The 26,511-nt window shown below is 40.6% G+C and carries 24 protein-coding genes and 2 tRNA genes; 15 read left to right on the top strand and 11 right to left on the bottom strand.

All coding sequences use genetic code 11. From position 1 onward, the window contains the following. The first annotated feature begins 58 nt into the window (after positions 1 to 58). Both KX723_RS07320 and hemW read left to right on the top strand, forming a co-directional pair. Positions 59 to 817: a class I SAM-dependent methyltransferase gene (locus KX723_RS07320; protein WP_218813724.1), complete on the top strand. Its 759-nt coding sequence runs from the start codon at positions 59 to 61 to the stop codon at positions 815 to 817. 47 nt (positions 818 to 864) lie between these two features. Next, positions 865 to 2,010, top strand: coding sequence for a radical SAM family heme chaperone HemW (gene hemW, locus KX723_RS07315; RefSeq protein ID WP_218813723.1), 1,146 nt, complete (start codon positions 865 to 867; stop codon positions 2,008 to 2,010). Between the two features lie 4 nt (positions 2,011 to 2,014). Here hemW and trmB read toward each other — a convergent pair whose 3' ends face one another. Both trmB and elbB read right to left on the bottom strand, forming a co-directional pair. Then, entirely contained in the window at positions 2,015 to 2,722 is a 708-nt protein-coding gene (trmB, locus tag KX723_RS07310; protein ID WP_218813722.1) for a tRNA (guanosine(46)-N7)-methyltransferase TrmB, read from the bottom strand. Next, positions 2,719 to 3,384 (bottom strand): isoprenoid biosynthesis glyoxalase ElbB, encoded by a 666-nt coding sequence (gene elbB, locus KX723_RS07305; protein WP_218813721.1) that lies wholly within the window; start codon positions 3,382 to 3,384, stop codon positions 2,719 to 2,721. The genes trmB and elbB overlap by 4 nt, the downstream gene beginning before the upstream one ends. A 125-nt stretch (positions 3,385 to 3,509) precedes the next feature. On the opposite strand from elbB, the gene KX723_RS07300 reads away from it, so the two are divergent. The 3 genes from KX723_RS07300 (at position 3,510) to KX723_RS07290 (ending at position 7,302) form a co-directional block, all read left to right on the top strand. Beyond that, on the top strand, positions 3,510 to 5,285 hold the full coding sequence (locus KX723_RS07300) for a glycosyltransferase family 39 protein (RefSeq protein WP_218813720.1): 1,776 nt from the start codon (positions 3,510 to 3,512) through the stop codon (positions 5,283 to 5,285). Continuing rightward, positions 5,282 to 6,232 carry a glycosyltransferase gene (locus KX723_RS07295; RefSeq protein ID WP_218813719.1) on the top strand — a complete coding sequence of 317 codons (951 nt, stop codon included), beginning with the start codon at positions 5,282 to 5,284 and terminating at the stop codon, positions 6,230 to 6,232. The genes KX723_RS07300 and KX723_RS07295 overlap by 4 nt, the downstream gene beginning before the upstream one ends. An 80-nt stretch (positions 6,233 to 6,312) precedes the next feature. Continuing rightward, positions 6,313 to 7,302 carry a 4-deoxy-4-formamido-L-arabinose-phosphoundecaprenol deformylase gene (locus KX723_RS07290; protein WP_218813718.1) on the top strand — a complete coding sequence of 330 codons (990 nt, stop codon included), beginning with the start codon at positions 6,313 to 6,315 and terminating at the stop codon, positions 7,300 to 7,302. Here the strand turns inward: KX723_RS07290 and KX723_RS07285 are convergent. Next, on the bottom strand, positions 7,287 to 8,003 hold the full coding sequence (locus KX723_RS07285; RefSeq protein ID WP_218813717.1) for a GNAT family N-acetyltransferase: 717 nt from the start codon (positions 8,001 to 8,003) through the stop codon (positions 7,287 to 7,289). The genes KX723_RS07290 and KX723_RS07285 overlap by 16 nt on opposite strands. Positions 8,004 to 8,057: 54 nt before the next feature. Between KX723_RS07285 and KX723_RS07280 the strand changes: the two genes are divergently transcribed. Continuing rightward, positions 8,058 to 9,080, top strand: coding sequence for a bifunctional UDP-4-keto-pentose/UDP-xylose synthase (locus KX723_RS07280; RefSeq protein ID WP_218813716.1), 1,023 nt, complete (start codon positions 8,058 to 8,060; stop codon positions 9,078 to 9,080). Here KX723_RS07280 and lpxK read toward each other — a convergent pair. The 3 genes from lpxK to KX723_RS07265 form a co-directional block, all read right to left on the bottom strand. Next, positions 9,040 to 10,035: a tetraacyldisaccharide 4'-kinase gene (lpxK, locus tag KX723_RS07275; protein ID WP_218813715.1), complete on the bottom strand. Its 996-nt coding sequence runs from the start codon at positions 10,033 to 10,035 to the stop codon at positions 9,040 to 9,042. The two genes, KX723_RS07280 and lpxK, sit on opposite strands and share 41 nt — an antisense overlap. A gap of 76 nt (positions 10,036 to 10,111) precedes the next feature. Then, the gene (gene pdxY / locus KX723_RS07270) at positions 10,112 to 10,978 is read right to left on the bottom strand and encodes a pyridoxal kinase PdxY (RefSeq protein ID WP_218813714.1); all 867 of its coding nucleotides are present in this window, start codon (positions 10,976 to 10,978) and stop codon (positions 10,112 to 10,114) included. A gap of 55 nt (positions 10,979 to 11,033) precedes the next feature. Further along, a tRNA-Arg gene (locus KX723_RS07265) sits at positions 11,034 to 11,110 on the bottom strand. 226 nt (positions 11,111 to 11,336) lie between these two features. Here KX723_RS07265 and KX723_RS07260 point away from each other — a divergent pair. Continuing rightward, the gene (locus KX723_RS07260; protein ID WP_218813713.1) at positions 11,337 to 12,620 is read left to right on the top strand and encodes an MFS transporter; all 1,284 of its coding nucleotides are present in this window, start codon (positions 11,337 to 11,339) and stop codon (positions 12,618 to 12,620) included. A gap of 6 nt (positions 12,621 to 12,626) precedes the next feature. Here the strand turns inward: KX723_RS07260 and KX723_RS07255 are convergent, their stop codons facing one another. Then, complete coding sequence (locus KX723_RS07255) at positions 12,627 to 13,043, bottom strand: hypothetical protein (RefSeq protein WP_218813712.1); 417 nt, start codon at positions 13,041 to 13,043, stop codon at positions 12,627 to 12,629. Positions 13,044 to 13,063: 20 nt separating this feature from the next. Further along, on the bottom strand, positions 13,064 to 13,993 hold the full coding sequence (gene ygfZ, locus KX723_RS07250; protein WP_218813711.1) for a CAF17-like 4Fe-4S cluster assembly/insertion protein YgfZ: 930 nt from the start codon (positions 13,991 to 13,993) through the stop codon (positions 13,064 to 13,066). Between the two features lie 168 nt (positions 13,994 to 14,161). On the opposite strand from ygfZ, the gene KX723_RS07245 reads away from it, so the two are divergent. The 7 genes from KX723_RS07245 to KX723_RS07215 all read left to right on the top strand — a co-directional run bounded on the left by KX723_RS07245 (position 14,162) and on the right by KX723_RS07215 (position 20,527). Beyond that, positions 14,162 to 14,665: a Csu type fimbrial protein gene (locus tag KX723_RS07245; protein ID WP_218813710.1), complete on the top strand. Its 504-nt coding sequence runs from the start codon at positions 14,162 to 14,164 to the stop codon at positions 14,663 to 14,665. A gap of 321 nt (positions 14,666 to 14,986) precedes the next feature. Continuing rightward, positions 14,987 to 15,325 (top strand): spore coat protein U domain-containing protein, encoded by a 339-nt coding sequence (locus tag KX723_RS07240; RefSeq protein WP_281421188.1) that lies wholly within the window; start codon positions 14,987 to 14,989, stop codon positions 15,323 to 15,325. A 244-nt stretch (positions 15,326 to 15,569) separates the two neighbouring features. Next, a complete protein-coding gene (locus tag KX723_RS07235) occupies positions 15,570 to 16,070 on the top strand; it encodes a Csu type fimbrial protein (RefSeq protein WP_218813708.1) in 501 nt (166 codons plus the stop codon). Positions 16,071 to 16,131: 61 nt separating this feature from the next. Continuing rightward, a complete protein-coding gene (locus tag KX723_RS07230) occupies positions 16,132 to 16,845 on the top strand; it encodes a fimbrial biogenesis chaperone (RefSeq protein ID WP_218813707.1) in 714 nt (237 codons plus the stop codon). Beyond that, entirely contained in the window at positions 16,808 to 19,249 is a 2,442-nt protein-coding gene (locus tag KX723_RS07225) for a fimbria/pilus outer membrane usher protein (RefSeq protein ID WP_218813706.1), read from the top strand. The genes KX723_RS07230 and KX723_RS07225 overlap by 38 nt, the downstream gene beginning before the upstream one ends. After that, entirely contained in the window at positions 19,240 to 19,746 is a 507-nt protein-coding gene (locus KX723_RS07220; RefSeq protein WP_218813705.1) for a Csu type fimbrial protein, read from the top strand. Before KX723_RS07225 ends, KX723_RS07220 begins: the two co-directional genes overlap by 10 nt. Positions 19,747 to 20,032: 286 nt before the next feature. Next, on the top strand, positions 20,033 to 20,527 hold the full coding sequence (locus tag KX723_RS07215) for a Csu type fimbrial protein (protein ID WP_218813704.1): 495 nt from the start codon (positions 20,033 to 20,035) through the stop codon (positions 20,525 to 20,527). A 247-nt stretch (positions 20,528 to 20,774) separates the two neighbouring features. On the opposite strand, the gene KX723_RS07210 is transcribed toward KX723_RS07215, so the two are convergent. The 3 genes from KX723_RS07210 to rpoD form a co-directional block, all read right to left on the bottom strand. Continuing rightward, positions 20,775 to 22,478, bottom strand: coding sequence for a ShlB/FhaC/HecB family hemolysin secretion/activation protein (locus KX723_RS07210; RefSeq protein ID WP_218813703.1), 1,704 nt, complete (start codon positions 22,476 to 22,478; stop codon positions 20,775 to 20,777). Between the two features lie 221 nt (positions 22,479 to 22,699). Continuing rightward, a tRNA-Ile gene (locus tag KX723_RS07205) sits at positions 22,700 to 22,776 on the bottom strand. Positions 22,777 to 22,991: 215 nt separating this feature from the next. Beyond that, positions 22,992 to 24,983: an RNA polymerase sigma factor RpoD gene (rpoD, locus tag KX723_RS07200; RefSeq protein WP_218813702.1), complete on the bottom strand. Its 1,992-nt coding sequence runs from the start codon at positions 24,981 to 24,983 to the stop codon at positions 22,992 to 22,994. Between the two features lie 105 nt (positions 24,984 to 25,088). Between rpoD and folP the strand changes: the two genes are divergently transcribed. After that, positions 25,089 to 26,435, top strand: a complete 1,347-nt coding sequence (gene folP / locus KX723_RS07195; protein WP_218813701.1) for a dihydropteroate synthase — start codon at positions 25,089 to 25,091, stop codon at positions 26,433 to 26,435. Positions 26,436 to 26,511 lie beyond the last annotated feature (76 nt).

The following is a 26,511-nucleotide window of genomic DNA, read 5'->3' as shown; positions in this document are numbered from 1 at the left end:
GATAGTCATTAAATAGCTATAATTCAATTATATTTATAAAGGTTAAGGTATTTAAATAATGACTAAACCCACTGAACGTTTTACAGAAACCGTGCAAGATTACGTGAAATATAGGCCTTCCTATCCTAAAGCAGTGTTAGATATATTGGTTGATGAGTGCGGACTGAGCAGAGATAAGGTGATCGCGGATATAGGTTCAGGGACAGGATTATTAGCGCAATTATTTCTAGATAATGGTAATAGTGTTTATGGCGTGGAGCCTAATCAAGCCATGCGAGAGGCGGGCGAAGCCTATTTACAGCGCTATCCGCATTTTCACAGTATTGTCGGCAGTGCTGAGGCGACTAGTCTATCGAATAAAAGCATCGATTTTATAACGGTGGGTACGGCTTTTCATTGGTTTGATCCTGAAAAAACTAAACAGGAATTTCAGCGTATTGCTAAATCTAATGCGTGGGTACTTTTGGTTTGGAATGTAAGAAGCACTGAAAAATCTGCCCTCGTCAGCGATTATGAGGATTTGATACGCCAATATGGTAAAGACTACAGCACCTCGAATGCTAAAAAGATGGATAAAGTCGCTATGGATAGATTTTTTCAGCCTCAAGCAATGAGAACCGCTTCTTTTGAAAATACCCAACAATTTGATTGGCAAGGTTTTAAAGGTAGGCTGTTATCGACTTCTTATAGCTTAAGAGCAGGTGATTTAGGCTATGCAGCGATGCTAGCAGAGTTAAAAACGATTTTTGAGCGCTATCAAAAAGGGGGAATGGTCACGTTTTTATATGATACGAAACTATACTATTCTCCTATTTAAGTTAAAATGACGCGTAAAAATACCAAAAAATCGAGCTGATTTTCTTTATGTTGAAGACGCCCCCACTATCGCTTTATATCCACTTTCCGTGGTGTGTGCGTAAATGTCCTTATTGTGATTTTAATTCCCATGCCTTGCGCGCTGAATTGCCAGAAAAAGCTTATATTGACGCTTTAATTGAAGATTTAGACCAACAATTGCCTAAAGTGCTAGCTCGTCCGCTCATCAGTATTTTTATGGGCGGGGGAACGCCCAGTTTGTTTTCACCCGACGCTATTAAGTATTTGTTAGATGAAGTAAGAAAGCGTTTAGCCTTTTATACGGATATTGAAATTACCTTAGAAGCTAATCCAGGCACGGTGGAATACCAGCGTTTTGCAGGTTATCGTGCAGCAGGTATTAATCGACTTTCTATTGGTATACAAAGCTTCCAAGATCAGCAATTGAAAGCTTTGGGACGTATTCATAATGGAAGCGAAGCGGGTAACGCGGTTATTGCTGCTAAAGCGGCAGGCTTTAGCAATATTAATATAGATTTAATGCATGGATTGCCTGGTCAAAGTTTAAAAGAAGGTTTAGATGATCTAAATAGAGCGTTTGAACTCGATCCTAGTCATCTTTCATGGTATCAGTTGACCATAGAGCCGAATACTGAATTTGCGGTAAGACCACCCATATTACCTGTTGATGATGCGATTTGGGAGCTACAAGAACAAGCTAAACGTCACCTAACAAAAAACGCGTATCAACAATATGAGATTTCTGCTTATAGCCGAGAACCTTATATATGCAAACACAATCGGAATTATTGGGAGTTTGGTGATTACTTAGGCATTGGTGCGGGTGCACACAGCAAGCTAAGCGATGCTGAAAATCAAACGATTATGCGTGCCTGGAAACATAAAAACCCTAAAGATTACTTGGGAAGAAAGACTAGTTTTTTAGCGGAGGGGAAATTTATTGCGCAGGAAGAGTTAGCATTTGAATTTATGTTAAATGCCTTACGGCTTCATTATCCTATTTCTATCGCGTTATTTGAGCAGCGCACGGGGCTTGCTTTTTCTACGCTGGCAGCGCCATTGCTTGAGGCGGAAAAATTGGAACTGCTGGCAGTGACTAAAACAGACATTCATCTTAGCGATAGAGGAAAACGTTTTTACAACGACCTGGTTACTTTGTTTTTGCCGCGTTAAAATTTTATTCTATAGAATAAAAGACTAAATCCCAGATTTGATGACCTAATTGTTGACCGCGTTTTTCAAATTTAGTCAGCGCTCGTTGCGATAATCGCGGTGAGAATTGATTTTTTTCTGCACGGTTTTTTAGGCCAGATGTATTTTCTAAAACAACGAGCATATGTTCTGCATAGTCCTGCCAATCCGTCGCCAGTTGTAATTCACCGCCTAATTTTAGTTTTTTTTGCAGTAATTGAGCCGATTGTAGTTGAATGAGTCGACGTTTATGATGTCTTCTTTTCGGCCAGGGATCGGGAAAGAAAATTTGGATGGCATGCAAACTTTTATCTGCAATACAGTTGTCTAGGATTTCCATCGCATCCGTATGGCATATTTTTAGATTATGTAGTTGCAGTGCTTCGATACCTAGCAGCACAGCCGCAATACCTGGGCGATGGACTTCTATGCCTAGAAAGTTTTGTTCGGGATAGCGTTGTGCCTGTTCAAGTAAATGGTGCCCCATACCGAAACCAATTTCTAAGGTAGTGGGTGCTACGCGCTGAAAAATTTGTTCTAGATTTAATAATTCTTTCTTTGTAGCCAGGCCATAATCGCTTAAGAGTGTGCTTAAGGCACGTTTCCTTTCCTTACTTAAGGTGTTTTGCCGATGTACAAAGCTACGTATAGGTTTGAGAGCGGGGCTATCTGTATTTAAGTTAATCTGATTCATTGTCCGAGTAAGTGTAAAAGTTCTTTAACTAAACATTCAATACCGGTGGCTGCTTGTTTGATTGAATGTGCTAGCATATAAGCAGGCGTGCTGACCACTTTATGCTTTTCGTCCACAACACAGTCGGTTGCGATACATGTCACATGCTCAACGCCCATTTTTGTTAAAATGGCGGCGGTTTCTTTATCATCGCCAATCGTTAATTTTATGCCAGGTGGGTAAAGCTTTGCTGCTATAACAGGCGCAATACAAATAAAACCAGCCGGTTTTTTAGTATCGATCATCGCTTTAGAGAATTTTAATACATCCGCTTGAACGGAATAGTCTTCTTTATTAAGACCAAAGCTACATAAATTGAGTGCAGCGCCAAAGCCGCCGGGAAATATAACTGCCGCATAATCAGTTGGGTTCACGGTAGCAATATCTTTAATTTTGCATCGTGCTATACGAGCAGATTCCTCTAATACATTACGCTGGGCCTGGGTTGAATTTTCTTTAGTTAGCATGTTGCTAACCTGCGTTTGAGGGATATTCGGTGCCAAACATTGGTAGCGGACGCCCGCGCGGTCTAAAGCCAATAGGGTCAAGGTGGCTTCGTGGATTTCGCTGCCATCTAAAGCACCGCAGCCGGATAAAATAACGGCGATTGTCTGATCTTGCATTGCTTTTCCCTTTCAGAAACGTTATAAATTTGACCTATTATACCTATCGCATTTGAAGATGCGAGATGGGGTCCATGTATTTTTAACTTTACTTTCTCCACCCCCTTTAGAATAGGGCTATATCAATGTCAATGCTGCAACAACAATGTAAGCGGGGAACTTGGTGCTTTGATTTATTAGCACTAACCGCCTTTATCGTTTTGTTATTTGGATTGTTTTTGGGATCTAGGCCGTTGAGCACACCGGATGAAGCACGCTATTCGGAAGTTCCAAGGGAGATGTTGGTATTGCATGATTTTGTTACCCCGCATCTTAACGGCGTTAAATATTTCGAAAAACCGCCGCTGTTTTATTGGGTACAAGCCGCTTCTATTAAATTATTTCATCCTGACCTGGATCAACAAAGTCATTCGCAGCAGCTTGCTAAGCGAGATAAAATCTTAGCTACAAAGTCCATTAGTGAGTGGATCGTGCGAGTGCCTAATGCCTTGATTGCCTTGTTAGGTTGTTTATTGCTTTATGCAGCGGGACGACAGCTCTTTGATCGTCAGACGGGTTTAATCAGTGCGGTGATTTTGGCTAGCAGTTTTTTGTATTTTACTTTGGCGCGTATGGTAACACTGGATATGAGTTTATCCGTGTTTCTATCCGGTAGCTTGCTGGCTTTTTTAGTGGCGGTCAATACGTTGCCCGGTGGTAGACGTCGCTATATATTCTATTTAGCGTATAGTTTTGCTGCCTTAGCGGTGTTAACCAAAGGATTAATTGGTATCGTATTTCCAGCGATGATCGTAGGCAGTTGGATTTTGTTGACGCAGCAATGGCGTTTGCTCAAGCAGATGTTCCTACCTAGCGGAATCTTATTGTTTTTAGCGATCGTTTTGCCTTGGCATATTCTGGTGCAGCTAAAAAATCCTGAGTTTTTTCAATTTTATTTTATTGATCAGCAATTTCTACGCTATTCAACATTGATTGCACAGCGATATCAACCCGTTTGGTTTTTTGTGCCTATTTTTTTGGCAGGCTTTTTACCCTGGGTTGTTTTTTTATTCCAAGCTATCGCGGCCAGTTTGCCTAAAACATGGCAGCAAATCGCAGAGAAGCGTAAGCAAGTATTTTTACTGCTTTGGATCAGCATCGTTTTTATTTTCTTTTCTCTTTCTCATTCAAAATTAATTCCCTATATTTTACCGATCTTCCCCGCAGTGGCGTTGTTAACAGGGCGTTATTTAGTGACGCATGCTCAGCAAGCCGGTGTTAAGTGGGGTACTATTTTGTTGCCTTGCCTTTGGGCTACCTTGGGTGTATTCAGTGCGTTATGGTTATGGCATCATCCTGCTGTCGATTTGCCAAAGCCTGGTATTCCTTTTTTAGTTGCGGGTTATAGTGTTTTTCTGTTAGCTAGTTTATTGGCGGCATTTTCTTATATAAGACATCGCGTAAAAACAGCGTTTGTTTTATTAACGCTAGGAAGCGCTATTAGTTTTATTATTTTTTCAACCGGTATTCCTCGAGTCGATACACGTTCAATTAAACCTTTAGTGCAGATATTAAAACCTTTATTACACTCTCAAGATAAAATAGTTTCCTTTGGCAATTATTATCAAGATTTGCCTTTTTATCTAAACCAGCAAGTGATGACGGTTAATGTAGAAGGTGAGTTGGGTTTTGGTATGCAACATCAAAATACCAGTGCGTGGATGCTGAAAGAAGATAAATTTTGGCCGTTATGGGGCAGTGATCAGCGAGTTTTTATGTTAGCTGATAAGGTGCTCTATCAATCTTTTAAGAACAACAAAAAATCGATTTATTTCGTTGCCGCAACACCACAGGATGTTTTATTAACTAATCATCCTATACTGAAAAATTCAATCGGTTTTGCTCAAGAGGACAAACAATGACATCGCCCTATTTAAGTATCGTTATTCCTGTTTACAATGAATCAGACAATTTAGAGCAACTCTATCAACGTTTAATAACAAGTTTGGATAAGCAGGGTAAGTCTTATGAGATTCTGTTTATAAATGATGGCAGTAAAGATAATTCTTATGAAAAATTAAATGAATTACAGCAACGACGTTCAGAGCAAATTCGTATTATTCATTTTAATGGTAATTTTGGCCAACATATGGCCGTAATGGCTGGTTTTGAGCGCGTGCGAGGTGAAGTAGTTATTACTTTGGATGCGGATTTGCAGAATCCACCGGAAGAAATTCCTGCGTTGGTTCAAGCCATAGAAAAAGGGCATGATTACGTGGGCGGTGTTCGACAAAAGCGTCAAGATTCTTTTTTTCGTCGCTACGCATCAAAGCTCAATAATTGGTTGCGTTATAAAATGACAAAGATTCGCTTAACCGATCAAGGTTGTATGTTAAGGGCCTATAGTCGGCCCCTGATTGATCGCATGGTAGCCAGTAAAGAGACCTCGCTGTTTATTCCGGCGCAGGCTTATAGCCTTTCTAACAGTCCCACCGAAATTGCTGTAGCACATGATGCACGTGAGGCGGGTGAATCTAAATATAATTTATATCGTTTATTACGGCTTAACTTTGATCTTATGACCGGGTTTTCTTTATTACCCTTACAAGTTTTTACCATGATAGGTATTTTGATTTCAGGCTTAAGTGGTTTGTTTGTCGTGTATATGTTGTTACGCCGTTTGTTTGTTGGCCCCGAAGCCGAAGGCGTGTTTACGCTTTTTGCTATCTTATTCTTTTTAATGGGTATTTGTTTGATGAGTTTAGGCATTATGGGCGAATATATTGGCCGTATTTATCAGGAAGTGCGGCAACGCCCTCGTTATGTGATTAAAGAAATTGTTGAAAATCCGTTACAGGATAAACAATAAAATGTCACATACTAAAATATACGTACAGCAATGGGATTTTCGGCAAGGCGCCGCGAAAATGAAGCAACCGGAGTGTATATATGATACATGAGGATGGCGAATTGAGCGGGAACGCCGCCGAAAATTCTAGTGCGAAGCGTATAATTGCTATTAAGATTGATGTGGATACCGAACGAGGCACCCGAATTGGCGTTCCTAACCTCATCCAATTATTTAAACAGTTAGATATTCCCGCTACTTTTTTATTTTCTTTGGGGCCCGATAATACCGGGCGAGCCATTAAACGGATTTTTCGTCCTGGATTTCTTAAAAAAGTTTCACGTAGTAATGTGGTAGGTGTTTATGGGTTTCGCACACTACTGAATGGCGTGCTATGGCCAGGACCGCATATCGGTCGACGTTGTGAAGATATTATGCGTCAGACTGAAAAAGCAGGACATGAAGTCGGTATTCATTGCTATGACCATATTCGTTGGCAGGATAATTTGCATCGTTGGTCTAGCTCAGAAGTCTTTAAAGAATTCAGAAAAGCCTGTGATGAATTTCAGCGAATATTTTTGCATGCGCCTTTAACGGCAGGTGCGGCGGGTTGGCAGGCAAATGCTGATAGTTTAGCGGCGTATGATGCGGCGAATTTATACTACGCCAGTGATGCACGTGGTATTTATCCTTGTTTTCCAAAAGTCGGCGCAACACAGTTTAAAACATTACAGATTCCAAGCAATTTACCGACCTTAGATGAGTTACTCGGTCGTGCAGAATTTCCGTTAGCTTCGCTGGATGATTATTATCTTAGTTTATTGCGGGATGATGTGGTTAATGTCTTCACTATTCATGCCGAAATAGAGGGCATGGCTTATCTGAGTTTTTTTGAAACATTTCTAAAGAAAGCGCAGCAACAGGGTGTAGAGTTTCAAACATTACAAACTGTTGCGCAATGTTGTTTGGAACATCGGGACAGGATTCCTGTTTGTGAGTTAATACAAGGAACCGTGGATGGCCGTTCAGGCACATTAGCTGTTTTAGAAAATGAAAAGGGTGTCACTCCAGACGCTTATAGCCAAAAATGATAGAAATATTCCATTTTTTCTAATTGGTAACCACAACTTTCATATAAACGACATGCCTTAGGGTTTGTTTTTTGTGTTACCACTTGGCTAATGAAATAACCGTGCTCAAGGCACCAATGTTGTGCGGCATGTACTAAACGTTTCCCTAAGCCTTGCCCCTGATAAGCCGGTGTAACACCGACTAAACTTAAGTCACCACGCGCTTGTTTTTCATCAATAACCACCATGCCGGCAATGGAGGATTGTTCTTTGATGACTAATACCGCTTTAGCAACGATTTTTCGGCAGGCATTGTTTATCCACGCTTTATAGAGCTTGCTAACTTGTTCGGCACTTAACTTAGGGTCATGAGCAAAGCGAGAAAATTGACTGATTTCTATAGCAATGGCTTCCAATTCTGCATTTGCCGTATATTCAGAATAAACCTCCACACCTTTATCGGGTGGTAAAGGAGCTAGAGTCATCAAATCTAAGCAATAGCTGAGTTTTTCATCCGCTAAAAAGCCTGCGCAGTCTTGGGCGGCTTGTTGAGATAGCGCATCGGTACTGTCGATTAGCCAATAAACCAGTTTTACACCCTGGGCTTTAAGCGTTTGTAACAACGTTTCAAGTTCTTGTGTGGTTAGGGGTGTTGTTAGGATTTTTGCAACCGATAAACCCAGGATATGGCTATCCCAATCAAGCAGTTGAGTGTTATGCATAAATTAAGTAGAGTAGGCCCCATTAGATGGGGCTTATCATTAAAGTAGTAAAATATGAGTTTAAAAGTATTAATTCTCGGTATCAATGGTTTTATTGGCAGTAGCTTGCTTGAGCAGGCATTGGCGACTAAAAATGATTGGCACTTTATTGGTTTAGACCTCGGCGACAATAAAATCACTGATTTTTTGGATAATCCACGTCTGCAGTTTAAGCGTGGTGATATCAATCAAGAAACTGCCTGGATAGAACAACAGGTTCAGGCGTGTGATGTTGTTTTACCACTGGTGGCGATCGCAACGCCAGCGACCTATGTTAACAATCCCTTAGCTGTTTTTGAGTTGGATTTTGAAGCTAATTTGCGCATCATTCGGCTTTGCGTCAAACATAAAAAACGTGTTGTTTTTCCTTCTACTTCCGAAGTGTATGGCATGTGTACGGATGAAGAGTTTGATGAACAAACGAGTAATTTTGTATTAGGCCCTATCAACAAACCACGCTGGATTTACTCGTGTAGTAAGCAAATGTTGGATAGAGTAATTCATGCTTATGGCTTGCAGGATAAATTATCTTATACCTTATTCCGACCGTTTAATTGGATGGGGGCAAAATTGGATGATCCACATAACCCAAAGCCAGGTAGTTCACGTGTTGTGAGTCAGTTTATGGGTAATATTTTACGTGGTGAAGCGATTCAACTAGTGAATGGGGGACAACAACGGCGTACTTTTATCGACATAGAAGATGGTATTGAAGCGTTAATCAAGATTATTGCGAATGAAAATGAGGCCGCTTCACAACGTATCTTTAATATTGGTAATCCAAAGAATGATATTTCGATTCGAGAATTAGCCGAATTATTAATTGAACAAGTCAAAAGCTATCCAAAATATGCCGATGCAGCCAAGAACACGCAATTACAAACGGTAGCGGCCGATAATTATTATGGAAAAGGTTATCAAGATGTAGACCGTCGGGTGCCATCGATTAAAAATGCGCAAAATTATTTGGGGTGGCAACCAAAAACCGATATTAAGACTAGCGTGAAGAAGATTTTGGATTATTATTTATCTGAGTAATACGATTCAGCAAGCTATTAAAAAAGGCTTCGTCTAGTGAGGCCTTTGCTTTTAGGCACCAGAGTCGAGCATCCACTAATCCCGCACACTTAACCGCATCTTTTTCTGTCATTAAGATGATGGCGTCTTTGCCATAATTAAGATCGCGCGGTTTGAAAAAGTGATGATCAGGAAAAGGGTGTTCAATAATCGTTAAACCTAATGCGCGTAGGCTATTAAAAAATTGTTCAGGGTTGCCTATGCCGGCAACTGCATGTAGTTTTTTTCCATAAAAATAATCAGGGTTCTGTTTTACTTCAGGATGGATAAGCTGGTAAAAATATTCAGGCACTAGTGACATGCTGAACTCATTAGGGCCTGCTGTTCCTTTGCCTTTTGTTACAATGAAATCTACCGTTTTTAATCGCGAAATAGGTTCACGTAACGGCCCGGCAGGTAGACAAAAGCCATTACCAAAACGGCGTTGCCCATCAACCACTGCAATCTCAATATTCCGGCCTAAGGCTAAATGTTGTAGTCCATCATCACTCACAACAATATTACAATTCTTTTTTCCGAGTAAGGTATTTACGCCTCGACTACGATCGGGATCAATGATAGTAGGGCAACCGGTATTCCGCACGATAAGCAAAGGTTCATCACCTACTTCGCGTGGATTACTCTGCGCATGTACTTGGCAGGGATAATGTTTTGCTTTTCCACCATAACCGCGACTAATAACCCCCGGACGCCAGCCTTTTTTTTGTAAAAATTGAACGACTTCAATAACGAGCGGTGTTTTTCCTGTACCGCCCACGGTGATATTACCAATGACTATAATGGGAACTGGGAACTTGTTTACTTTTTTTATGTGAAGTTGATAGAGTTTATGGCGAAAAAAAACGAATACACGGTACAGTAGAGAGAAAGGCCATAATAAATAGGCAATATACTTTTTATCCCATAATGCTAACATGGCTTTTTAATATAACGGGAAAAAATCAGATAGGTCGTCCATAAGTACAAGCGGTGAGGCTTCATTTAAAACTTCCTTATTGTTTGAGTGGCTCTAGTGTAATCGCGTTAGGGGATGGATCGCAATAGTTATTAATAATTTTTAATTCGCGTTGCTTTGCGTTTGCCGTGTCGGCAATTATTTTATGTGTGGTATTCAAGGCGCGTTCGAATGCGAGCAAGGGATCTTTAGTTAATAAAAAATGACCTAAATAGAGTGCGGAGAAAAGATCGCCGGATCCATTAATCGGATGACTTAATTTTAACGCAGGGGCGATGGCCAAGCATTGCTGAGCATTTTTAACGGAAAGAAAATCAGAATATTTTTCTAAGTCGGGCTGTTTTTTTAGTTGTAACCGAGTGATAACAACGATCTTAACGCCTTTACTATGAAAAAAAGAACAGGCTTGCTGCAATTGCTCAAGGGTGCTGATTTCTTTCTGGCATAGAATTTCTGCTTCGAAATGATTGGGTGTGATAATGTCGGCAACATCTAAACATTTTTCACGAAAAAAAGGCGGAATGTCTTCTTTTACAAAACAACCTTTTCCACCGGGATCGCCCATGACGGGATCACAAAGATAAAGTAATTTGGGATTAGCCTTTTTAAAACGTTGCACTGTTTCAATGATGACTTCACCGATAGCTTTATCACCTATATAGCCAGACAACACCGCATCGCATTGCCCTGCAAGCCCTAAAGATTCTAAGCCTTTGACGAGGGAGCGAATATGTTCAGGCGAAAATATATCGCCTTGCCAGGCCCCGTAGCCGGTGTGATTAGAAAATTGAACAGTATTAATAGGCCAGACATCAAAGCCAAGTGATTGTAATGGGAAAGTCGCTGCTTTATTGCCGACATAACCATAACTGACATGTGACTGTATCGATAAAATATTCATCATTAATCTCTGATATTCCAGCGGATTCGAACCGGGAACTTACCATTAAACCTTTCTATGGCGCCCCAGGCCGGATTCGAACCGGCGACCTGTCCCTTAGGAGGGGACCGCGCTATCCATCTGTGCCACCGGGGCTTATAAGCCTAAAAGGGCGGTATTATACCGTTCGCCTATCAAGATGCGAATTTTTAAAGATGATTCTTTCACGCCTACGCTATTAAACTTTAATAGGTAGTCTATATTGCATGACTCTCAGTCGTGCGAAATGGATAAAGTAATGTCATAATGGCGAAAAATTGTCCTCCTGGCCGGATAACTTACCCGTTTAAATTTAATTTGCTTTTTAAGGTTTAGTTTTTGTATGTCTGTTTCAAATAAGCATTTCACTACCCATCGTTTTTATCCGTGGCTGGTTATCGCATTAGCATCCTCATTTTTATTTTATAAATATATTCTTCAAGTTTCGCCTAGCATTATGACCGATGAACTGATGCATGAATTTCACATTGAAGGTGTTGGTTTAGGAAATTTGGCGGCTAGTTTTTTCTATTCTTTTTTGGTCGCACAGCTTTTTGTGGGCATGTTATTAGATAGATATAGCCCACGTATATTAACGACCGTGGCGTTATTGCTTTGTGCTTTAGGTGCTTATAGCTTTTCTAAGGCCGATAGTTTGGTGTTTGCTACATTGGCACGTACTTTAATGGGTGTAGGTGCTGCTTTTGCAACAGTTAGCTATATGAAAATGACCAGCTTATGGTTTAAGCCCAGCCAGTTTGCTTTCGTAGGCGGGTTATTGGCATCGGCAGCGATGCTAGGTGCGGTTGCTGGGCAAGTGCCACTGTCTTTAATGGTTAATGGGATAGGTTGGCGAAGTAGCTTAGCGTTATGTGCCATTTTAGGTGTTATTTTAGCTGTTTTATTTTATGTAATAGTTCGCGATAAACCTCAAACACAAAACCAATCAACCGAAGTTAATGCAGCCGCTCCTCCATTTTCTTTGCGTGATGTGTGGGCAGTTTTAAGAAATAAACAAAATTGGTTAATCACACTCTATAGCGGCTTAGCTTTTTCACCGATTGATGCTTTTGCGGGTCTTTGGTGTATTCCTTTTCTAAAAGAACGCTATCAATTAACACATACTCATGCGGCTTTTTTTGTATCATTTATTTTTTTTGGTTTAGCTTTAGGCAGTCCCTTATTAGGATTACTATCGGATCGTTTAGGTCAACGGCGAAATGTGATGCTAGGAAGTGGCTGCGTTGCCTTAGTAACGATTACATGGGTTATTTATGCCGCACATTTACCACTTTGGTTATTAGGTAGTTTATTGTTTCTATTTGGTTTTAGTACCGGTGCTTTTATGTTGGGTTTTGCGCTGGGCAGAGAGCTTAATAAAATCACGGTTGCAGCGACGATCATTGCGTTAATTAATACGGGAGATATCGTTTTTAGTGCGGTGACAGAACCGTTGATTGGAAAGTTGCTGGATAGTGGTTGGAGTGGAAAAATAATAGGCCATATCCATTATTTTTCAGCAGGCGAATATAGGCGCGCACTGTTGTTATTACCAATTTATATTTTGTCATCTATCATTTTATTATTTTTTATTCGCGAATCGAATACGCGGCAAAAAACAGTTTAGATGATGTTAAGGCTTAGCAGCGTTTAATTGTGCAATAACCTTTTCTTTATAATCCGCTTGCATGATAGGCAAATTAGCATAGTCTTCTAACGCCTTAGTGCAAGGAATAGTTTGCGTTTTTTGTTCGTTCGCTTGTGCCTCGCGCGCTATTTGTTGATAAACAAGCATAGCACCGGCTTTATCAGCAGGATTAGTGGTGAGTTGATTGATTGCCTCGACGATTCTTTGGTTAAACTCTGAAACGTTTTGACCACACGCTTGAGTAACACCGGCAATACTGCCCGCTTGGCGCGCAAATTCAATAGCGTTATTTTGTGTATTGGTCGTTTGAGGGGAAGCATTGGTGCTAGTAGAGTCAGCGGCCCATGCTGGGCTACTAAGTCCTAGTACAAGCAGTAAATTGAAGCTTATTTTTTTTATCATTGAATAGCTCATCATTTTTATTATTCCTGCAGAATAGTCGGCAATTCTAAAAGCCGTAAGGCCGGGCCTTGAGGGCTTTCTACGTGGATAGTATGTGAAATGGCTTGGCTTTGCAAACAAACCAAGGCTTGATAACAGCCCTTTTCTTCATTAGCACTCATTATTACAGTACCCTGACGAACATCTTGTTCATTTTGTATGGCTGTACCTGGAGGAAATTGATGATCGGCTTGAAAAGTAACCCTATAAAGACGGGTTTTTGACTGTCCTAAATAGTGGGTTCTAGCAATAATCTCTTGCCCAATATAACAACCCTTATTAAAGCTAACGCCACCGATAGCTGGGTAATTTAGCTGATGTGGCGTAAATTGTGCCATCGTTTCCGGATAAATGCTTGGAATTCCAGTCATGATATCCAGTAAATACCAATCATTCAGAGGCAATTCTTCTAGCGCGTTGATGAAAAAAGCCGATTTTTCATCCGGTGTTAATAAGATAAAACGTGGCGTAGGACCAGGTATAGATAAACTGAGGAGGGAAGCGGAAGAGCTCAGCCCATTGGGTTGTTCGGCAAATAAAGTGTGCTGTCTGAGTATATCGGCGCTTGAATCGCCGATATAGCCTGTTATTTTCCAGTTTTGAGTGACGTCGGTCAAATTAACCGCTGAAAACACAGCGTATTTTTGTAAGCACTGTAATAGATGCGAGAGCATAGTGCGCGGTAATAGGAAATAATAGGCATCTTGATAAAAAAATAAACGAAAGGTCGCCTGAATGCGTCCTTTTGCATCGCAATGAGCACCTAAGCGGGTTTGTTTTTCATCAACTTCTTCTACGTTGCAAGTCAGTTGGCCTTGTAAAAACGATTTAGCCTTTTTGCCGCTTACCTGGATGAGGCCAAAATCTACCAGATCGATTTTGCCATTTTTTGCTATTGTTTTGACCATCATGAGTGCAGTCCTTATTCGTTAAATTAGCGATTGTTCACTAGAATAAATGAGTAGAATTATAAAATATGACGTGTGTTTATATAAGAGACCTAAGTACCTTAATACAGCAAAAAAAGCTAGCACACACAGCAAAATTATAACGTTTTAGATCTTTTCTAGGGGGGGGGTATGCTTTATTTAGTCAGAATTTTGGCAGGTCTATTTTTGGTCTTTATTTGTCAAAGTGCAGTCAGTGCAACCGCAACAGGCGCACTGGCGGTTACGGCCAACGTTGGGGGAGCGGAAAACTGTGTTTTAGGTATGGTAAATAATATGGTTTTTCCTAATTATAGTCCGTTCGATGGCAAGCCGGATGATGCGACGGGATCACTCACTGTCAATTGCATCGCTAATCTGCCCTATGATGTCGGTATAAATAAAGGCCAGGGGAATGGTGCAACCGAAGATCAGCGAAAGGCGACGATACTGGGAGGAAGTCAGGAATTAAATTATAACCTTTTCCAAGATGCTAATCATGTGCATAAGTATGGAACTATCATAGGGCAAAATACTTTGCATCAATTAGGGACAGGTGTGCCACAATTAATTACTATTTATGGAGAGATTGCGATGAATCAAGCAGTAGAAGTGGGACCTTATAGCGATAGGGTGACTATTTTTGTTACTTTTTAAGTTTTAGTTTGTGCAGTGACTGATTTTTTAATGATTAAATAGTTTATTTAACAGATTATGGATGCATCATTAATATTGATAAGTGATATAAAGCGTTCTACTATAGTTTAAGAGTGTCATAAAGGATGTTTTGTAGCCTTTAGATTATTTGGTAAGGATATCAATTATGTTCAGAGCACGGAATGTTCTAATCGGATTAGTACCTTTATTTATTTCTCAGCTTGCATTTGCCGCAACGGCAACGGGGGCCTTATCAGTCACTGCAAATGTTGCAGCAAATTGCTCAGTTGGGGTCGCAACTAACTTGCTCCCCTTTGGCACCTGGGTGTCAACCTTGACGTCAATGGTTCTTTGCAAGTCACGTGTACGGCTACAGCAAACTATAATATTGCGCTTGATGCAGGTGCAGGCGTAGGCGCAACGATACCGGTGCGTATATTGACTAATCCAGCACCAGCAGGAACACTGCAATATACTATTTACACAGATACTACACGCACCACCGTTTGGGGAGATGGTATTACGGGTTCTACCGTACCAGGAGTGGGTACAGGTGCTGCACAAATAGTCACTGTTCCAGGTCGAATTTTTGCTGCACAAGCGGGAACCGTATCGCCTGGTAATTATACCGATACAGTGAATATAACGGTTAATTTTTAGTGCTTAGGTGTATTTAACTCAATATTAAGTAAAAGTGTTTGATTCCGAATTGCGCTATTAAGCTTATTTTTTATTTCTTCTCACCTAGATAACTTGAAAAATTGGATAAATATTTTGCTTCGGCATTATTTTATAATGCCGAATTGGTTATATTAAACTTATAAATTATCTTGATTGGCTTGAAGTGCTAGCATACTATACATAGTACCCTCTTATATTGACTTTTAATAAGGAAGTTATAGCAATGTTATTTAGAGTAAAGATTTTACTTATTTTATTTGCTTTATTTATCAGCCCGTTTACTTGGGCGGCCACGGCAACTGGAACTTTACCGGTGAGTGCAACGGTGGTTGCTGCCTGTTTAGTAGGAACAGTAACGCCAGTCGCGTTTGGTAGTTATGACCCAACCAGTCCTACGGATAATATTGCGGGACAAGGTGTTATACCGGTAACCTGTACCAATGGCACTTCTTACACCATAGGGCTTAATGCTGGAACATTTTCTGGGGCAACCGTAACAACCCGTAGGATGACAGGTACTTCGCCTGCTGGGCTTGCTTATGGTCTTTTCCAAAACGTTGGTCGTACCACCAATTGGGGAAATACGCCCGGTACGGATACCCCGGCAGCCGTTATCGCGACTGGTACCTCTCAATCGGTTAATGTCTACGGTAAAATTACGGCATTACAGGCTGTTGCAGCAGGTGGTTATACCGATTCAGTCATAATAACCGTAACCTTTTAATATTTTCAATAGAAAGTAATTTGGATAGGTAGAGTAATACGTAATAATAAGGTATTTAAACATGGATGTATGGCGCCGGTTGTGTTTTCTGTTTTTAGGGTTTTTATTAGCGCCACCCGTTTTTGCGAATGTTTATGGTGTCACACCAGTACAGCTTTTCTTATCTTCAAAACAAATGATCGGTGTTGTCAGTGTTACTAATGAGAGTAATGAAAGTGGTTTATTACAATTAAGTTTAGTCGATTGGCAGCAAAATCAAGGCAAGAATATCTATAAAAAATCCCATGATATTTTGATGACGCCACCTTTGTTTAAGTTACCGCCACATAAAACCCAAGTGATTCGTTTTGCATTGAAACATCCTACTTTTAATGCCTCACAACAGACGTATCGTTTACATATCAAGGAGCTAGAGCAACCTAGACAGAAGAAATTAGGGCAAACACTTTATTTTCTGATGGATATTTCCTTACCATTATTTGTGCAGCCACAACATATTGTTGAACAATTTGTTTGGTCTACACAACGTTTAAACCAACAACACATCAAGTTGAAATTATACAACGATGGGAATGTCACTTTATTTGTCAAGGAATGGCAATTATTGTCTAACGAACAGCAAGGCGTGATGGCTCAAAAAAAATCAACCTTTGCCTATATTTTACCTCACCAATCACATAGCTGGGTAGTTACGGTTAATTCCAGTACTAAATATACGGATATTAAGTCAAATATTAATGGACAAAGCAAAAAATCAGTTCTACATCTGCTTTAAATATTCATTAGTTGTTTGCTTCATAATTTTTTGTTTATTAAATAGCATTGCTACTGAAGCCAAGCAGAGAACGGGATTTTTAGCGACATCACCAGTGACGGAAAAAGAGAAATTTTACTTAATTCCTTTGCTGCTTGAAATAAAATTAAATGAATCCTTATTGTCAGAGGTTACACAGGCTTATAAGGACTCATTAGGCCATGTTTGGGTTGATGGAAGTGCGTTTCGTCGCTGGCGTATGCATTTACCACACCATAGGCCTGTTTTATATGAAGGACGGAAACTTTATCAACTTAATTGGTATCCAGGATTAACGTACCGGCTTGATCAATATGCCATGCAGTTATCATTACAGGTACCCGCCACATTATTTACCGGCCAAACCTTTGATCCACTCAGCAAACGCTTAGGTGCGCTACGCCCTAAAGATCCAGGTGCCTTCTTAAATTACGATATGGTTGGTTTACGAAATAATAGTCCAGAGATTAATCAAACCAATCTTTCTGCATTGATGGGCTTAGGTTTATTTAATCGCTTAGGTGTGGGAACAGCCGATGTATTGGCTTATAACAAATATGCTAACGACATCACTTTATTGACGAATCAATCCAATAAGCTGGTGCGTTTAAATACCACCTGGACATTAGATGAGCCAGAAAAAATAGCGCGTTGGCGATTCGGAGACGCGATAACGGGATCCACCTATTGGAGTGGTGCAGCACGTTTTGCAGGCGTTCAATATGCCACTAATTTTAATACACAGCCAAATTTAGTTACTTTTCCTTTGCCTGGTTATGAAGGCGAAGCGGCTATACCTAGCACCGTGGATGTTTTTGTTAATAGTGTTTTGAATCAACAACAAATCGTTAATAACGGACCATATATTTTTAACAATATACCGGTTATTTCTGGAGCGGGTACGGTAAATATTGTGACACAAGATCTCTTGGGTCGTAGCCAAGTTGTTAGTTTCCCTTATTATGCAAGCCCTTTATTACTAAAACCTAATTTAGTTAACTTCTCTTATGAAGTAGGTTTTATACGTGATAATTATGGCGTCGATAGCAATGGTTACGGACGTTTTTTAGGCGTGGCAACTTATCAGCGCGGTATTACGGATCATCTGACTTTAGGTGGTCACGCCGAAGTGTTGTTTGATCAACAAACACTCGGTTTTTCAGCGGATTATTTATTAAATCAATATGGGGTAGCGTCTTTAGCAGTTGCAGGGGGACATAATTCTTTAGGTGAGGGCGGATTATTGGCGTTAGGCTTTGTACATCAAGGCACACAATTTAGTTATGGTTTTAACACGAGTTTAACCTCTTTAAATTATTTGCAGCTAGGTGACCAACCCAATACATCACCACCTAGTGTGATTAATCAACTATTTCTTGGTTATAGTCTTGCAGACTATGGATCGCTAAGTACCAGTTATACCATGATTAATAGTCGAAATTTCAATACCGCAAATGGGTTTTCTAATACACCGACCGCGCGTTTATTAACCGCAAGCTATAGTCATAATTTATTTAAAAATATTTCATTAACGGTTGGTTTTGTGGGTGATTTGCGTAATTCACAAACTAATCAGGCTTTTCTTACGCTAGTTTTTGCCCCTGATATTAATCATACGATTAGTAACTCTAGCAATTGGCAAAATCATCAGTTTCAAGATGCCTTGCAATTCAGCAAACCTGTGCCTTTGGGTAAAGGTTATGGTTATAACTTGTTTGCTAGTAATAATAGCAGTCGGTATGCAGGCGTAGACATGACCATGCAAAATGAAATAGGTGCCTACACAGCCCGTCTAGGACAAGGACGCGGATTGGCTAGTTACGAACTAGATGCGAGTGGTAGTGTTATTTATTTTGCCGGTAATGGTTTCTTAGCACGTAAACTAACTAATAGTTTTGCATTAGTACAAGTGCCCGATTTCCCCGGCGTCGATGTATTTTATGAAAATCAACTCATGGGGCATACCGATAAAGCGGGTAATTTATTAATAACGCAGTTATTACCTTATCAAGAAAATAGTATAGCAATAGAGCCAACTACATTACCGTTAGATGCGCAAATAGGGATGACAACTCAAACGGCTATCCCCTATTTTTCGAGTGGTGTTTTAGTCAAGTTCCCGGTCAAGCATATGCAAGGTGCAGTGATGCACTTGTTAACACCTAGTGGGAAATTTGTGCCTGTAGGTGCAGAGTTGGTACTAAACACAGACCACGCTTGTATGACTTATCCGGTTGGTTACGATGGCGAAGTCTATATTCCGGATATTAGCGATTCCACACTGATTGGTTCAGTGCATTGGGATAAGCATGACTATTATTTTTCTGTCAATCTACCGCAGACGGATGATCCGATTATTGAATTGGGAGAAGTTCCATGTTACTAAAAAAAATTAATGGAGTAGGGTGGCGTTATTTTATTGGCGTGTTTATTTATTTTTTTTGCAGTCAAGCCGCTTATGCTACTTGCAGTGGATTGGGTTGTAGTTGCTCAGTTGGAACAACGGCAGTGGCTTTTGGGAATTATAATCCAACTTCAGGTACAGCAAAGACGGCAAATGGCAACATAGCCGTGACTTGTTCAGCATTGGTAATATTTACCGCGTCCTATGTTATTAGCCTGAGTAAAGGTGCGAGTGCTACCTACACGCCTCGTTTTATGAATTTATTAGGTGTGCATTTAAATTATAATTTATATACGACAGCGGGATTTACTTCAATTTGGGGTGATGCCACAGGGAGAACCGTCACCGTCAGAGATTCTTATACCGCTGTAGGATTATCAGATACAAGAAATTACACAGTCTTTGGTCAAGTTCCTGCTTTACAGACCGTTGGTGTAGGAACCTATACGGATAGTATTACTGTCACCGTCACTTATTAAGTTTCTAAAAATCTTCTCTATAAAGCCCGACTGGATAATAAGGCAGCCATCTATTAGGCTTAAGGTAGGAAGCGGCTTACTGGATTTATGTATACTCTTCGCACTTGAATTTTCGGCTGTGTTGCCCCTCGGTTCGCAATCCTCATGTATGTTATATACACTCCGGTTGCTCTCCTTCGTGGCGCCTTGCCGAAAATCCCATTGCTTTGAGTATAACGGTTCAGTTGAAAAAAGGGATTAATTTTCTAGCCAGGGTGGTTATCCATTGGACAGAAGGGGGTTAATCGTGGGTTTTTTCTTTAAGTGGATTGCTTTATTATTTTTTTTATTGCTCAATATTAGTCCAGCGTTTGCAGCAATAAATACTTCATCGATGGTGATCGGTGTCGATGTAGTCGGTGATTGTACTATTAGTGCGACACCGTTGATCTTTGGTCTATATAATCCAAATGCTTGCGCCGCTACCAAATCAACTGCACGTCTGAGAGTTCTTTGTACATTAAATACACCTTATCATGTCGCGCTTGACCAAGGTGCAGGGAATGCGGCGACAACCCGATTACGTAGTATGTCAGGACCAGAGGATTCATCGATTCGATATATGCTATCGCAAAATCCAACACATACGATTAACTGGGGTAATATTATTGGTGTAGATACCAAGCTCAGAATAGGGAATGGGTTGCAACAGATTCTAGTGGTGTATGGACAAATACCGCCTAAACAAAATGTGGGTATCGGATCATATCGGGATATTGTGAATGTGAGTATTATTTTTTAAATAGAATTTACTTTTCTTATCGTTCTATGCAATTTTAATAATCGGTATGGGTTGCAAGATATCGCAGTGGCATTGCGAAGCCGTTAACAGGATGTTTATTTAGCGTGTATAAAAAAACCGAATACCCTGGTAATTAAAGAGGGTATTCGTCTACCAAGTGGTAACCATCTATTTAGAGGAGTATCCCTGTTGATATAAAGCGATAATTAAAAATAAGTGGATTTACGGCAGATAAGCAGGGATGGGCTTAGAAATTTTTGCCAAATTGGACCCATACTTGGTTATCATCAATAAGACTTACGATATTAGGTGGTGGTGGAGCCCCAATACGATGAGCAAAACGGCCGCTCAAATTCCAGTCTTTCCAGCTTACATCGAGACCAACACCAGTACTGTAAAGATTGAATAGATTAGAATCATTGATGAATTGATCTTTGTTGATCTGTATGCGGCCAGCATCAATAAAGATCAGTGGTCTCCAGGTGCCAGGAATAGTAGGCATATTTAGTATATGCCGAAGTTCGGCAGTTGCGGTGTAACCCTGAGCGCCGCTGATGGTTCCTACGTCATAGGAACGAACAATGAATGGGCCGCCGAGTACCAGTTGTTCCGATGAATCTAGGTTCTTGCTAGCTAACTGCACATCGCCGCCTACATATAATGAAGTGTTCTCGGTAAATTGTTGTAGGCGAGATAGATGCAAATTAGCTTTAGTAAAGCTACCTGCTGTTCTGGCAGAGATTGAGTCGATTCCACCTCCATCGAATGCATTATTGAAAGTTAGAATTCCCTGAGTAAGTGCCATATAGACATTCGTGGTGCCATAGGGGTCACGAAATTCGGCTGTATTTTCTAATTTGAACGAATTCGAGTGACGCATCTTATAAATATCTACCGCCTTCAAATTATCATGCATATTTTTGTAGACATATCTTAGTATGCTATTGAAATTAACATGTACACGTCGAACCCAGTCGTAGGAGAGCCACAAATCAGCAATATTCAAATTACCTTCTGCATGTAACGGATCTAAATTGTCTTGTAACCTATAGGTCATTCCATAGTAATTTGTCCCAATATTGAAGGCAGGATAAAGAGGGAAGTCATAGCCAAAGTGCCCGTACAGGAGATTTCGGCCGGAGCTGAGACCATCAATAACGATTTGGTCGCCTTGTCCTGTTGGGTTATTAAATTGTAAGGAACCACTATAACGAGTCCTCCCAGTATAAGGACTGCCATAATTATCTATTCCCACGAATCCATTAATAGAATTACCCGGTTCAATTAAAACTTCTAAGTCTGAGCTACCCACAGTTTTACCTGGGCCAATCGTACTGCGAGTCACGATACCTGATAGGTCATTGAGCAGCAGCAAGCTGCGGTTCAGTTTAGAGGTTTGTATAATATTGTTGATATGCAATGGACTGAGAAATTGATTCGCCTTATAGGGGGAGAGTCGACTGGAATTTTTTATCTGAATGGCGCTGGAGCGGGCTTCTAGAATATTAAATTGGACCACGCCATTTTTAATAGTTTGAGCTGGAATATAAGCCCGTGAAAAGGGATAGCCATGTTGCTGATAATAATGGGAAATACGGGCGGCCAGTTTATTGAGTTGGTTAAGGTTCTGTGTTTTTTTCTCACCATCTGCTACCAGAGCATGTAGGGTATAGGGATCAAACACGGTGTTACCGAAAATTTTAATCTTAGAAACATATAAAGTTGCCGTACTGATATTTTCTGCAGATTTAGGCTGTTCGACTTGTAACTGGGTATTACTTGGGAAAGTCGGCACAAGTTCACGCGGGTTCTGTGGCAGAAGCTGCGAACCTTGTGGCGCTCGAAGAGGCTGGGCTGCTTGAGCGTAGGGTAAAAAAACGTAATAACAAACGGCAAGTTTAATAAGTAGTAAACTAAATTTATAATACGGTGTAGTGTGTTTTCCTTTCATATTTTTTGACTACATTCTTAATAATCATAGGACTAACGTTTATTGGCATTTTAAAAAAGAGAAAGGGTAGGGATTTAACTTGCCAAACGAGTTGCTATGCTCATGAAAATTTTTGGTCGTCCTCCTCCCTGAGTTAATTTGTATCGTGCGACTGAAATTAAATAGAATTGTACAAGTGGTTTTTATTATGGATTAAAGTAATCATCTGTCCTTGATTTTATTGGTGGGCCCACTAGGACTTGAACCTAGGACCAAAGGATTATGAGTCCTCTGCTCTAACCAACTGAGCTATGGGCCCTTACTACATTAACTTCTTTCGAATCTGCGCTGCTCCTTCCTGCGCTACGCAATCCTGCTTCGTTTGGAAGCCGGCCCCTACGCTCCTGCTTCGGGCGTTCGCAGGGGAAAAGCGTTGCTTTTTCTTGATCCTGCTCACCCAACTGAGCGTATGGGCCTCAATAAAAGGGGCTTAAATTGTAATCAATTTAAGCCCCTTTAGCAATTTACTATTTCTTACTGTTCTTGTGGAAGAAAACTGCGTAGAGGTTCCGCACGTGTAGGGTGGCGCAGTTTACGCAATGCTTTTGCTTCAATTTGTCGAATACGTTCGCGTGTTACATCGAATTGTTTGCCCACTTCTTCTAACGTATGGTCGGTATTCATATCGATACCAAAGCGCATACGTAATACTTTTGCTTCACGTGGCGTGAGTGTGGCAAGTACTTCGTTCACATTTTCGCGTAGGCCTTCAATAGTCGCTGCATCGATGGGTGATAGTGCCGTTGTATCTTCAATAAAGTCGCCTAAATGCGAATCACCATCATCATCACCAATTGGTGTTTCCATAGAAATAGGTTCTTTAGCAATTTTAAGAATTTTACGGATTTTTTCTTCGGGTAATTCCATTTTTTTACTGAGTTCTTCAGGAGAAGGTTCTTTACCTGTGGCCTGAAGTATTTGACGTGCAATACGATTGAGCTTGTTGATTGTTTCAATCATATGTACAGGAATACGAATCGTACGCGCTTGATCGGCAATGGAACGTGTAATAGCTTGTCGTATCCACCAAGTGGCGTAGGTTGAAAATTTATAACCGCGTCGGTATTCAAACTTATCAACGGCCTTCATTAAACCAATGTTGCCTTCTTGTATTAAATCAAGAAATTGTAAGCCGCGATTGGTATATTTTTTGGCAATAGAAATAACTAAACGAAGATTAGCTTCAACCATTTCTTTTTTGGCACGTCGTGCTTTTGCTTCGCCTGCCGACATTTGACGATTGATTTCTTTGATTTCTCCGATGGACATGCCAACCGATTTTTCTAAATCTCTTAGCTTGTCTTGCGCAGACACAATCGACATTTGTAATTTTTTTAGTGCAGGTGCATAGCTTTGTTTAGAGAGAAGATGTTTTTTAAGCCATTTCTCGCTGGTTTCATTTTTTGGGAAAGATTCAATAAAAATTTGCCGAGGCATTTTAGCGCCATTAATACACAAACGCATGATGTTGCGTTCTTGGGTTCGAATCTCTTCTAAGAGAGAACGCATCTTTCGGGTTAATTTATCGAGTTGGCGTGGAATGAGTTTAAATTTAGTAAACGCATCGGAAACTAATAATGCTTGCTTTAGGCTTTTTTTATCATGACGGCCATATTTTTTTTGAGCCGCTAAAAAAGTTTGATAAAGTGATAGTAACTCAGCAAAGCGTGCATGAGCGAGTTCTGGATCAGGTCCTCCATCAAGCTCACTAAATCCTTCATCGTCACTGGTTGCCGTTTTAGATTTTAACTCTTCACCTTCATCGTCAGATTCCTTGTCTTCTTTTTTGCTTGATGAAGCAAACTTACTTTCCCCTTCATCATCATCGCCACCGATGCTTTCATCGATGGTTTCATCTTCTTTGGTAGCAATTTCCAAAGGAATAGAAAGTTCCTCAAGATCAAGAAATCCACTGATAATATCGTTTAAACGAATTTCTTGGCGTTCATAACGCGCGTAATCATCCAGTACATCGGTAATATTTTCTGGGTATTGTGCAAGCGCAACCAGGATAGCCTGAAGACCTTCTTCAATGCGTTTTGCAAGCTTGATTTCGCCTTCTCGGGTCAACAATTCAACGGTACCCATTTCACGCATATACATACGGACCGGATCCGTGGTACGGCCTAGTTCAGCACCTATATTTCCTAAAGTAGGGGTACTATCTGAGCCGGAGTCCTCTTCAGAGAGGTTGGTGGGTATCAGCTGGGTTTCTATATCCGGTGGGACTTCGTAGACTGAAATATTCAATTCATTCAGCATTGAGATGATTTCTTCAAGCTGCGATTGATCATGCTCAGGTTCAGAAGCACTGCTTCCAAGAGGCTGGCTGCTGGTTCCCGTTTCAACGTCAGAGTCATTCTCTTCAACGAGACAATCGTTTATCTCCGCATAGGTAACAAAGCCTAATTTTCTGCCATGGGCTATTAGTTTTCGTAAACGGGTTTGTTGTTGTTCGAAATCCATAACTCTGCTTGACCTCTTAGAGAAAGTAATGCTTTTATTATACCTTATAAGAGAAAGCTATAAACCTTTCACTAAAAAAAGGCAAGCCCATATCCCCAAAAAAATATGTTGATACTCGGATTAGGTAGTAATTTAGGCGATAGTGTAAATAATTTACGCCTTGCAGTACAGTTATTGCAAAAATCGCATGCGATAACCGTGGTGAAAATTTCACCTATTTATAGTTCATCGGCGCTTTTGCCGGCCTATGCGCCACTGGCTTGGGATAAGCCCTACTTAAACCTAGCGCTTAGCTGCCAATCGTTTTTAACGCCCATGGCGCTCTTAGCCGTCGTTAAACAGATTGAAAAGCAGCTTGGTCGGAAGGAAGACCAACGCTGGGCGCCCAGGGTGATTGATATTGATATTCTAGCTTGGGGGGATTATCAGATTGATCAAGCGATGTTACAGATACCGCACCCTGAATTAGAAAAAAGACCTTTTGCTTTATGGCCTTTGCTTGATCTTCTTCCAGAATGGAAGCATCCACAACGTGATTTATCAGATTTACTCAATCGATGGGGTTCACGATTTTCAGGTCAAGCACCTTTTAATACAAGACAATTACCTCATCGCTTATTAGGAACTCAATTAGTAGGAATTTTGAACGTCACACCGGATTCTTTTTCCGATGGAGGTCAATTTCTTGATGTGCCTGATGCGCTTGCCCAAGCAGAAAAATTGGTTTTAGAAGGTGTTGAGATCCTGGATATAGGTGCAGAATCAACGCGCCCTGGGGCACAACCTGTTTCGCCCGAGGATGAATGGCGACGACTGGCACCTATTTTAAGCGCATTAAAGAATAGTTCAGCGCGTTGGCCGATAAAACCGAAGTTAAGTATTGATACGCGTCATTATCAGGTCGCTGAAAAAGCCTTGGAATTAGGGATGGATTGGATTAACGACGTCAGTGGTTTTGCTGATAGTAGAATGGGTGAGCTGGCGGTAAAAAATTCTGTAAAGTGTGTGGTGATGCATAATTTAGGTGTTCCAGCCGATAAAAATAAGGTGCTATCCACTGAACCTAATATTTGTCAGCAAGTTTTAGAATGGGCTAAACAGAGATTCAAACAGTTAATTGCAGCCGGTGTTGCACCAGAACAACTTGTTTTTGATGTCGGTGTTGGCTTTGGAAAAACAGCCCAGCAATCGGCATTTTTATTAAAAAATATAAATTATTTTCGTCGACTAGACTGTCAGTTATTGGTGGGACATTCAAGAAAATCCTTTTTAAATTTAGTTACCGATAAGTTAGGTGTAGAAAGAGATATTGAAACGGCACTTTTATCTTATCAATTGGCTACCCAGCACGTTGATTATTTACGCGTACATAATGTTGCACTGAATGCTAGAGCTGTGAATATGGCAGCACAATGGATTAAAGAACCGATTACCGCCGATGTATACCCTTAGGACTAGAATTTTCGGCAGCGTTCCCGCTCAACTTCGCGGCGCCTTGCCGAAAATCCCATTGCTGTGAGTATATTCG

The sequence above is a fragment of the Rickettsiella endosymbiont of Dermanyssus gallinae genome (assembly GCF_019285595.1).
Classification (GTDB): domain Bacteria; phylum Pseudomonadota; class Gammaproteobacteria; order Diplorickettsiales; family Diplorickettsiaceae; genus Rickettsiella_B.
This window is presented reverse-complemented; position numbering and strand designations above follow the sequence as displayed.

Excerpts from the sequence above, each read along its gene's own strand:
- KX723_RS07245 (WP_218813710.1), top strand. The coding sequence starts at position 14,162 with ATGCTTTATTTAGTCAGAATTTTGGCAGGTCTATTTTTGGTCTTTATT.
- pdxY (WP_218813714.1), bottom strand. The coding sequence starts at position 10,978 with ATGATGAATATTTTATCGATACAGTCACATGTCAGTTATGGTTATGTC.
- KX723_RS07300 (WP_218813720.1), top strand. The coding sequence starts at position 3,510 with ATGTCAATGCTGCAACAACAATGTAAGCGGGGAACTTGGTGCTTTGAT.
- hemW (WP_218813723.1), top strand. The coding sequence starts at position 865 with ATGTTGAAGACGCCCCCACTATCGCTTTATATCCACTTTCCGTGGTGT.
- KX723_RS07320 (WP_218813724.1), top strand. The coding sequence starts at position 59 with ATGACTAAACCCACTGAACGTTTTACAGAAACCGTGCAAGATTACGTG.
- ygfZ (WP_218813711.1), bottom strand. The coding sequence starts at position 13,993 with ATGATGGTCAAAACAATAGCAAAAAATGGCAAAATCGATCTGGTAGAT.
- KX723_RS07255 (WP_218813712.1), bottom strand. The coding sequence starts at position 13,043 with ATGATAAAAAAAATAAGCTTCAATTTACTGCTTGTACTAGGACTTAGT.
- elbB (WP_218813721.1), bottom strand. The coding sequence starts at position 3,384 with ATGCAAGATCAGACAATCGCCGTTATTTTATCCGGCTGCGGTGCTTTA.
- KX723_RS07220 (WP_218813705.1), top strand. The coding sequence starts at position 19,240 with ATGTTACTAAAAAAAATTAATGGAGTAGGGTGGCGTTATTTTATTGGC.
- KX723_RS07285 (WP_218813717.1), bottom strand. The coding sequence starts at position 8,003 with ATGCATAACACTCAACTGCTTGATTGGGATAGCCATATCCTGGGTTTA.
- lpxK (WP_218813715.1), bottom strand. The coding sequence starts at position 10,035 with ATGTTAGCATTATGGGATAAAAAGTATATTGCCTATTTATTATGGCCT.
- folP (WP_218813701.1), top strand. The coding sequence starts at position 25,089 with ATGTTGATACTCGGATTAGGTAGTAATTTAGGCGATAGTGTAAATAAT.
- KX723_RS07230 (WP_218813707.1), top strand. The coding sequence starts at position 16,132 with ATGGATGTATGGCGCCGGTTGTGTTTTCTGTTTTTAGGGTTTTTATTA.
- KX723_RS07225 (WP_218813706.1), top strand. The coding sequence starts at position 16,808 with ATGGACAAAGCAAAAAATCAGTTCTACATCTGCTTTAAATATTCATTA.
- KX723_RS07280 (WP_218813716.1), top strand. The coding sequence starts at position 8,058 with ATGAGTTTAAAAGTATTAATTCTCGGTATCAATGGTTTTATTGGCAGT.
- KX723_RS07295 (WP_218813719.1), top strand. The coding sequence starts at position 5,282 with ATGACATCGCCCTATTTAAGTATCGTTATTCCTGTTTACAATGAATCA.
- KX723_RS07210 (WP_218813703.1), bottom strand. The coding sequence starts at position 22,478 with ATGAAAGGAAAACACACTACACCGTATTATAAATTTAGTTTACTACTT.
- KX723_RS07260 (WP_218813713.1), top strand. The coding sequence starts at position 11,337 with ATGTCTGTTTCAAATAAGCATTTCACTACCCATCGTTTTTATCCGTGG.
- KX723_RS07290 (WP_218813718.1), top strand. The coding sequence starts at position 6,313 with ATGATACATGAGGATGGCGAATTGAGCGGGAACGCCGCCGAAAATTCT.
- trmB (WP_218813722.1), bottom strand. The coding sequence starts at position 2,722 with ATGAATCAGATTAACTTAAATACAGATAGCCCCGCTCTCAAACCTATA.
- KX723_RS07235 (WP_218813708.1), top strand. The coding sequence starts at position 15,570 with ATGTTATTTAGAGTAAAGATTTTACTTATTTTATTTGCTTTATTTATC.
- rpoD (WP_218813702.1), bottom strand. The coding sequence starts at position 24,983 with ATGGATTTCGAACAACAACAAACCCGTTTACGAAAACTAATAGCCCAT.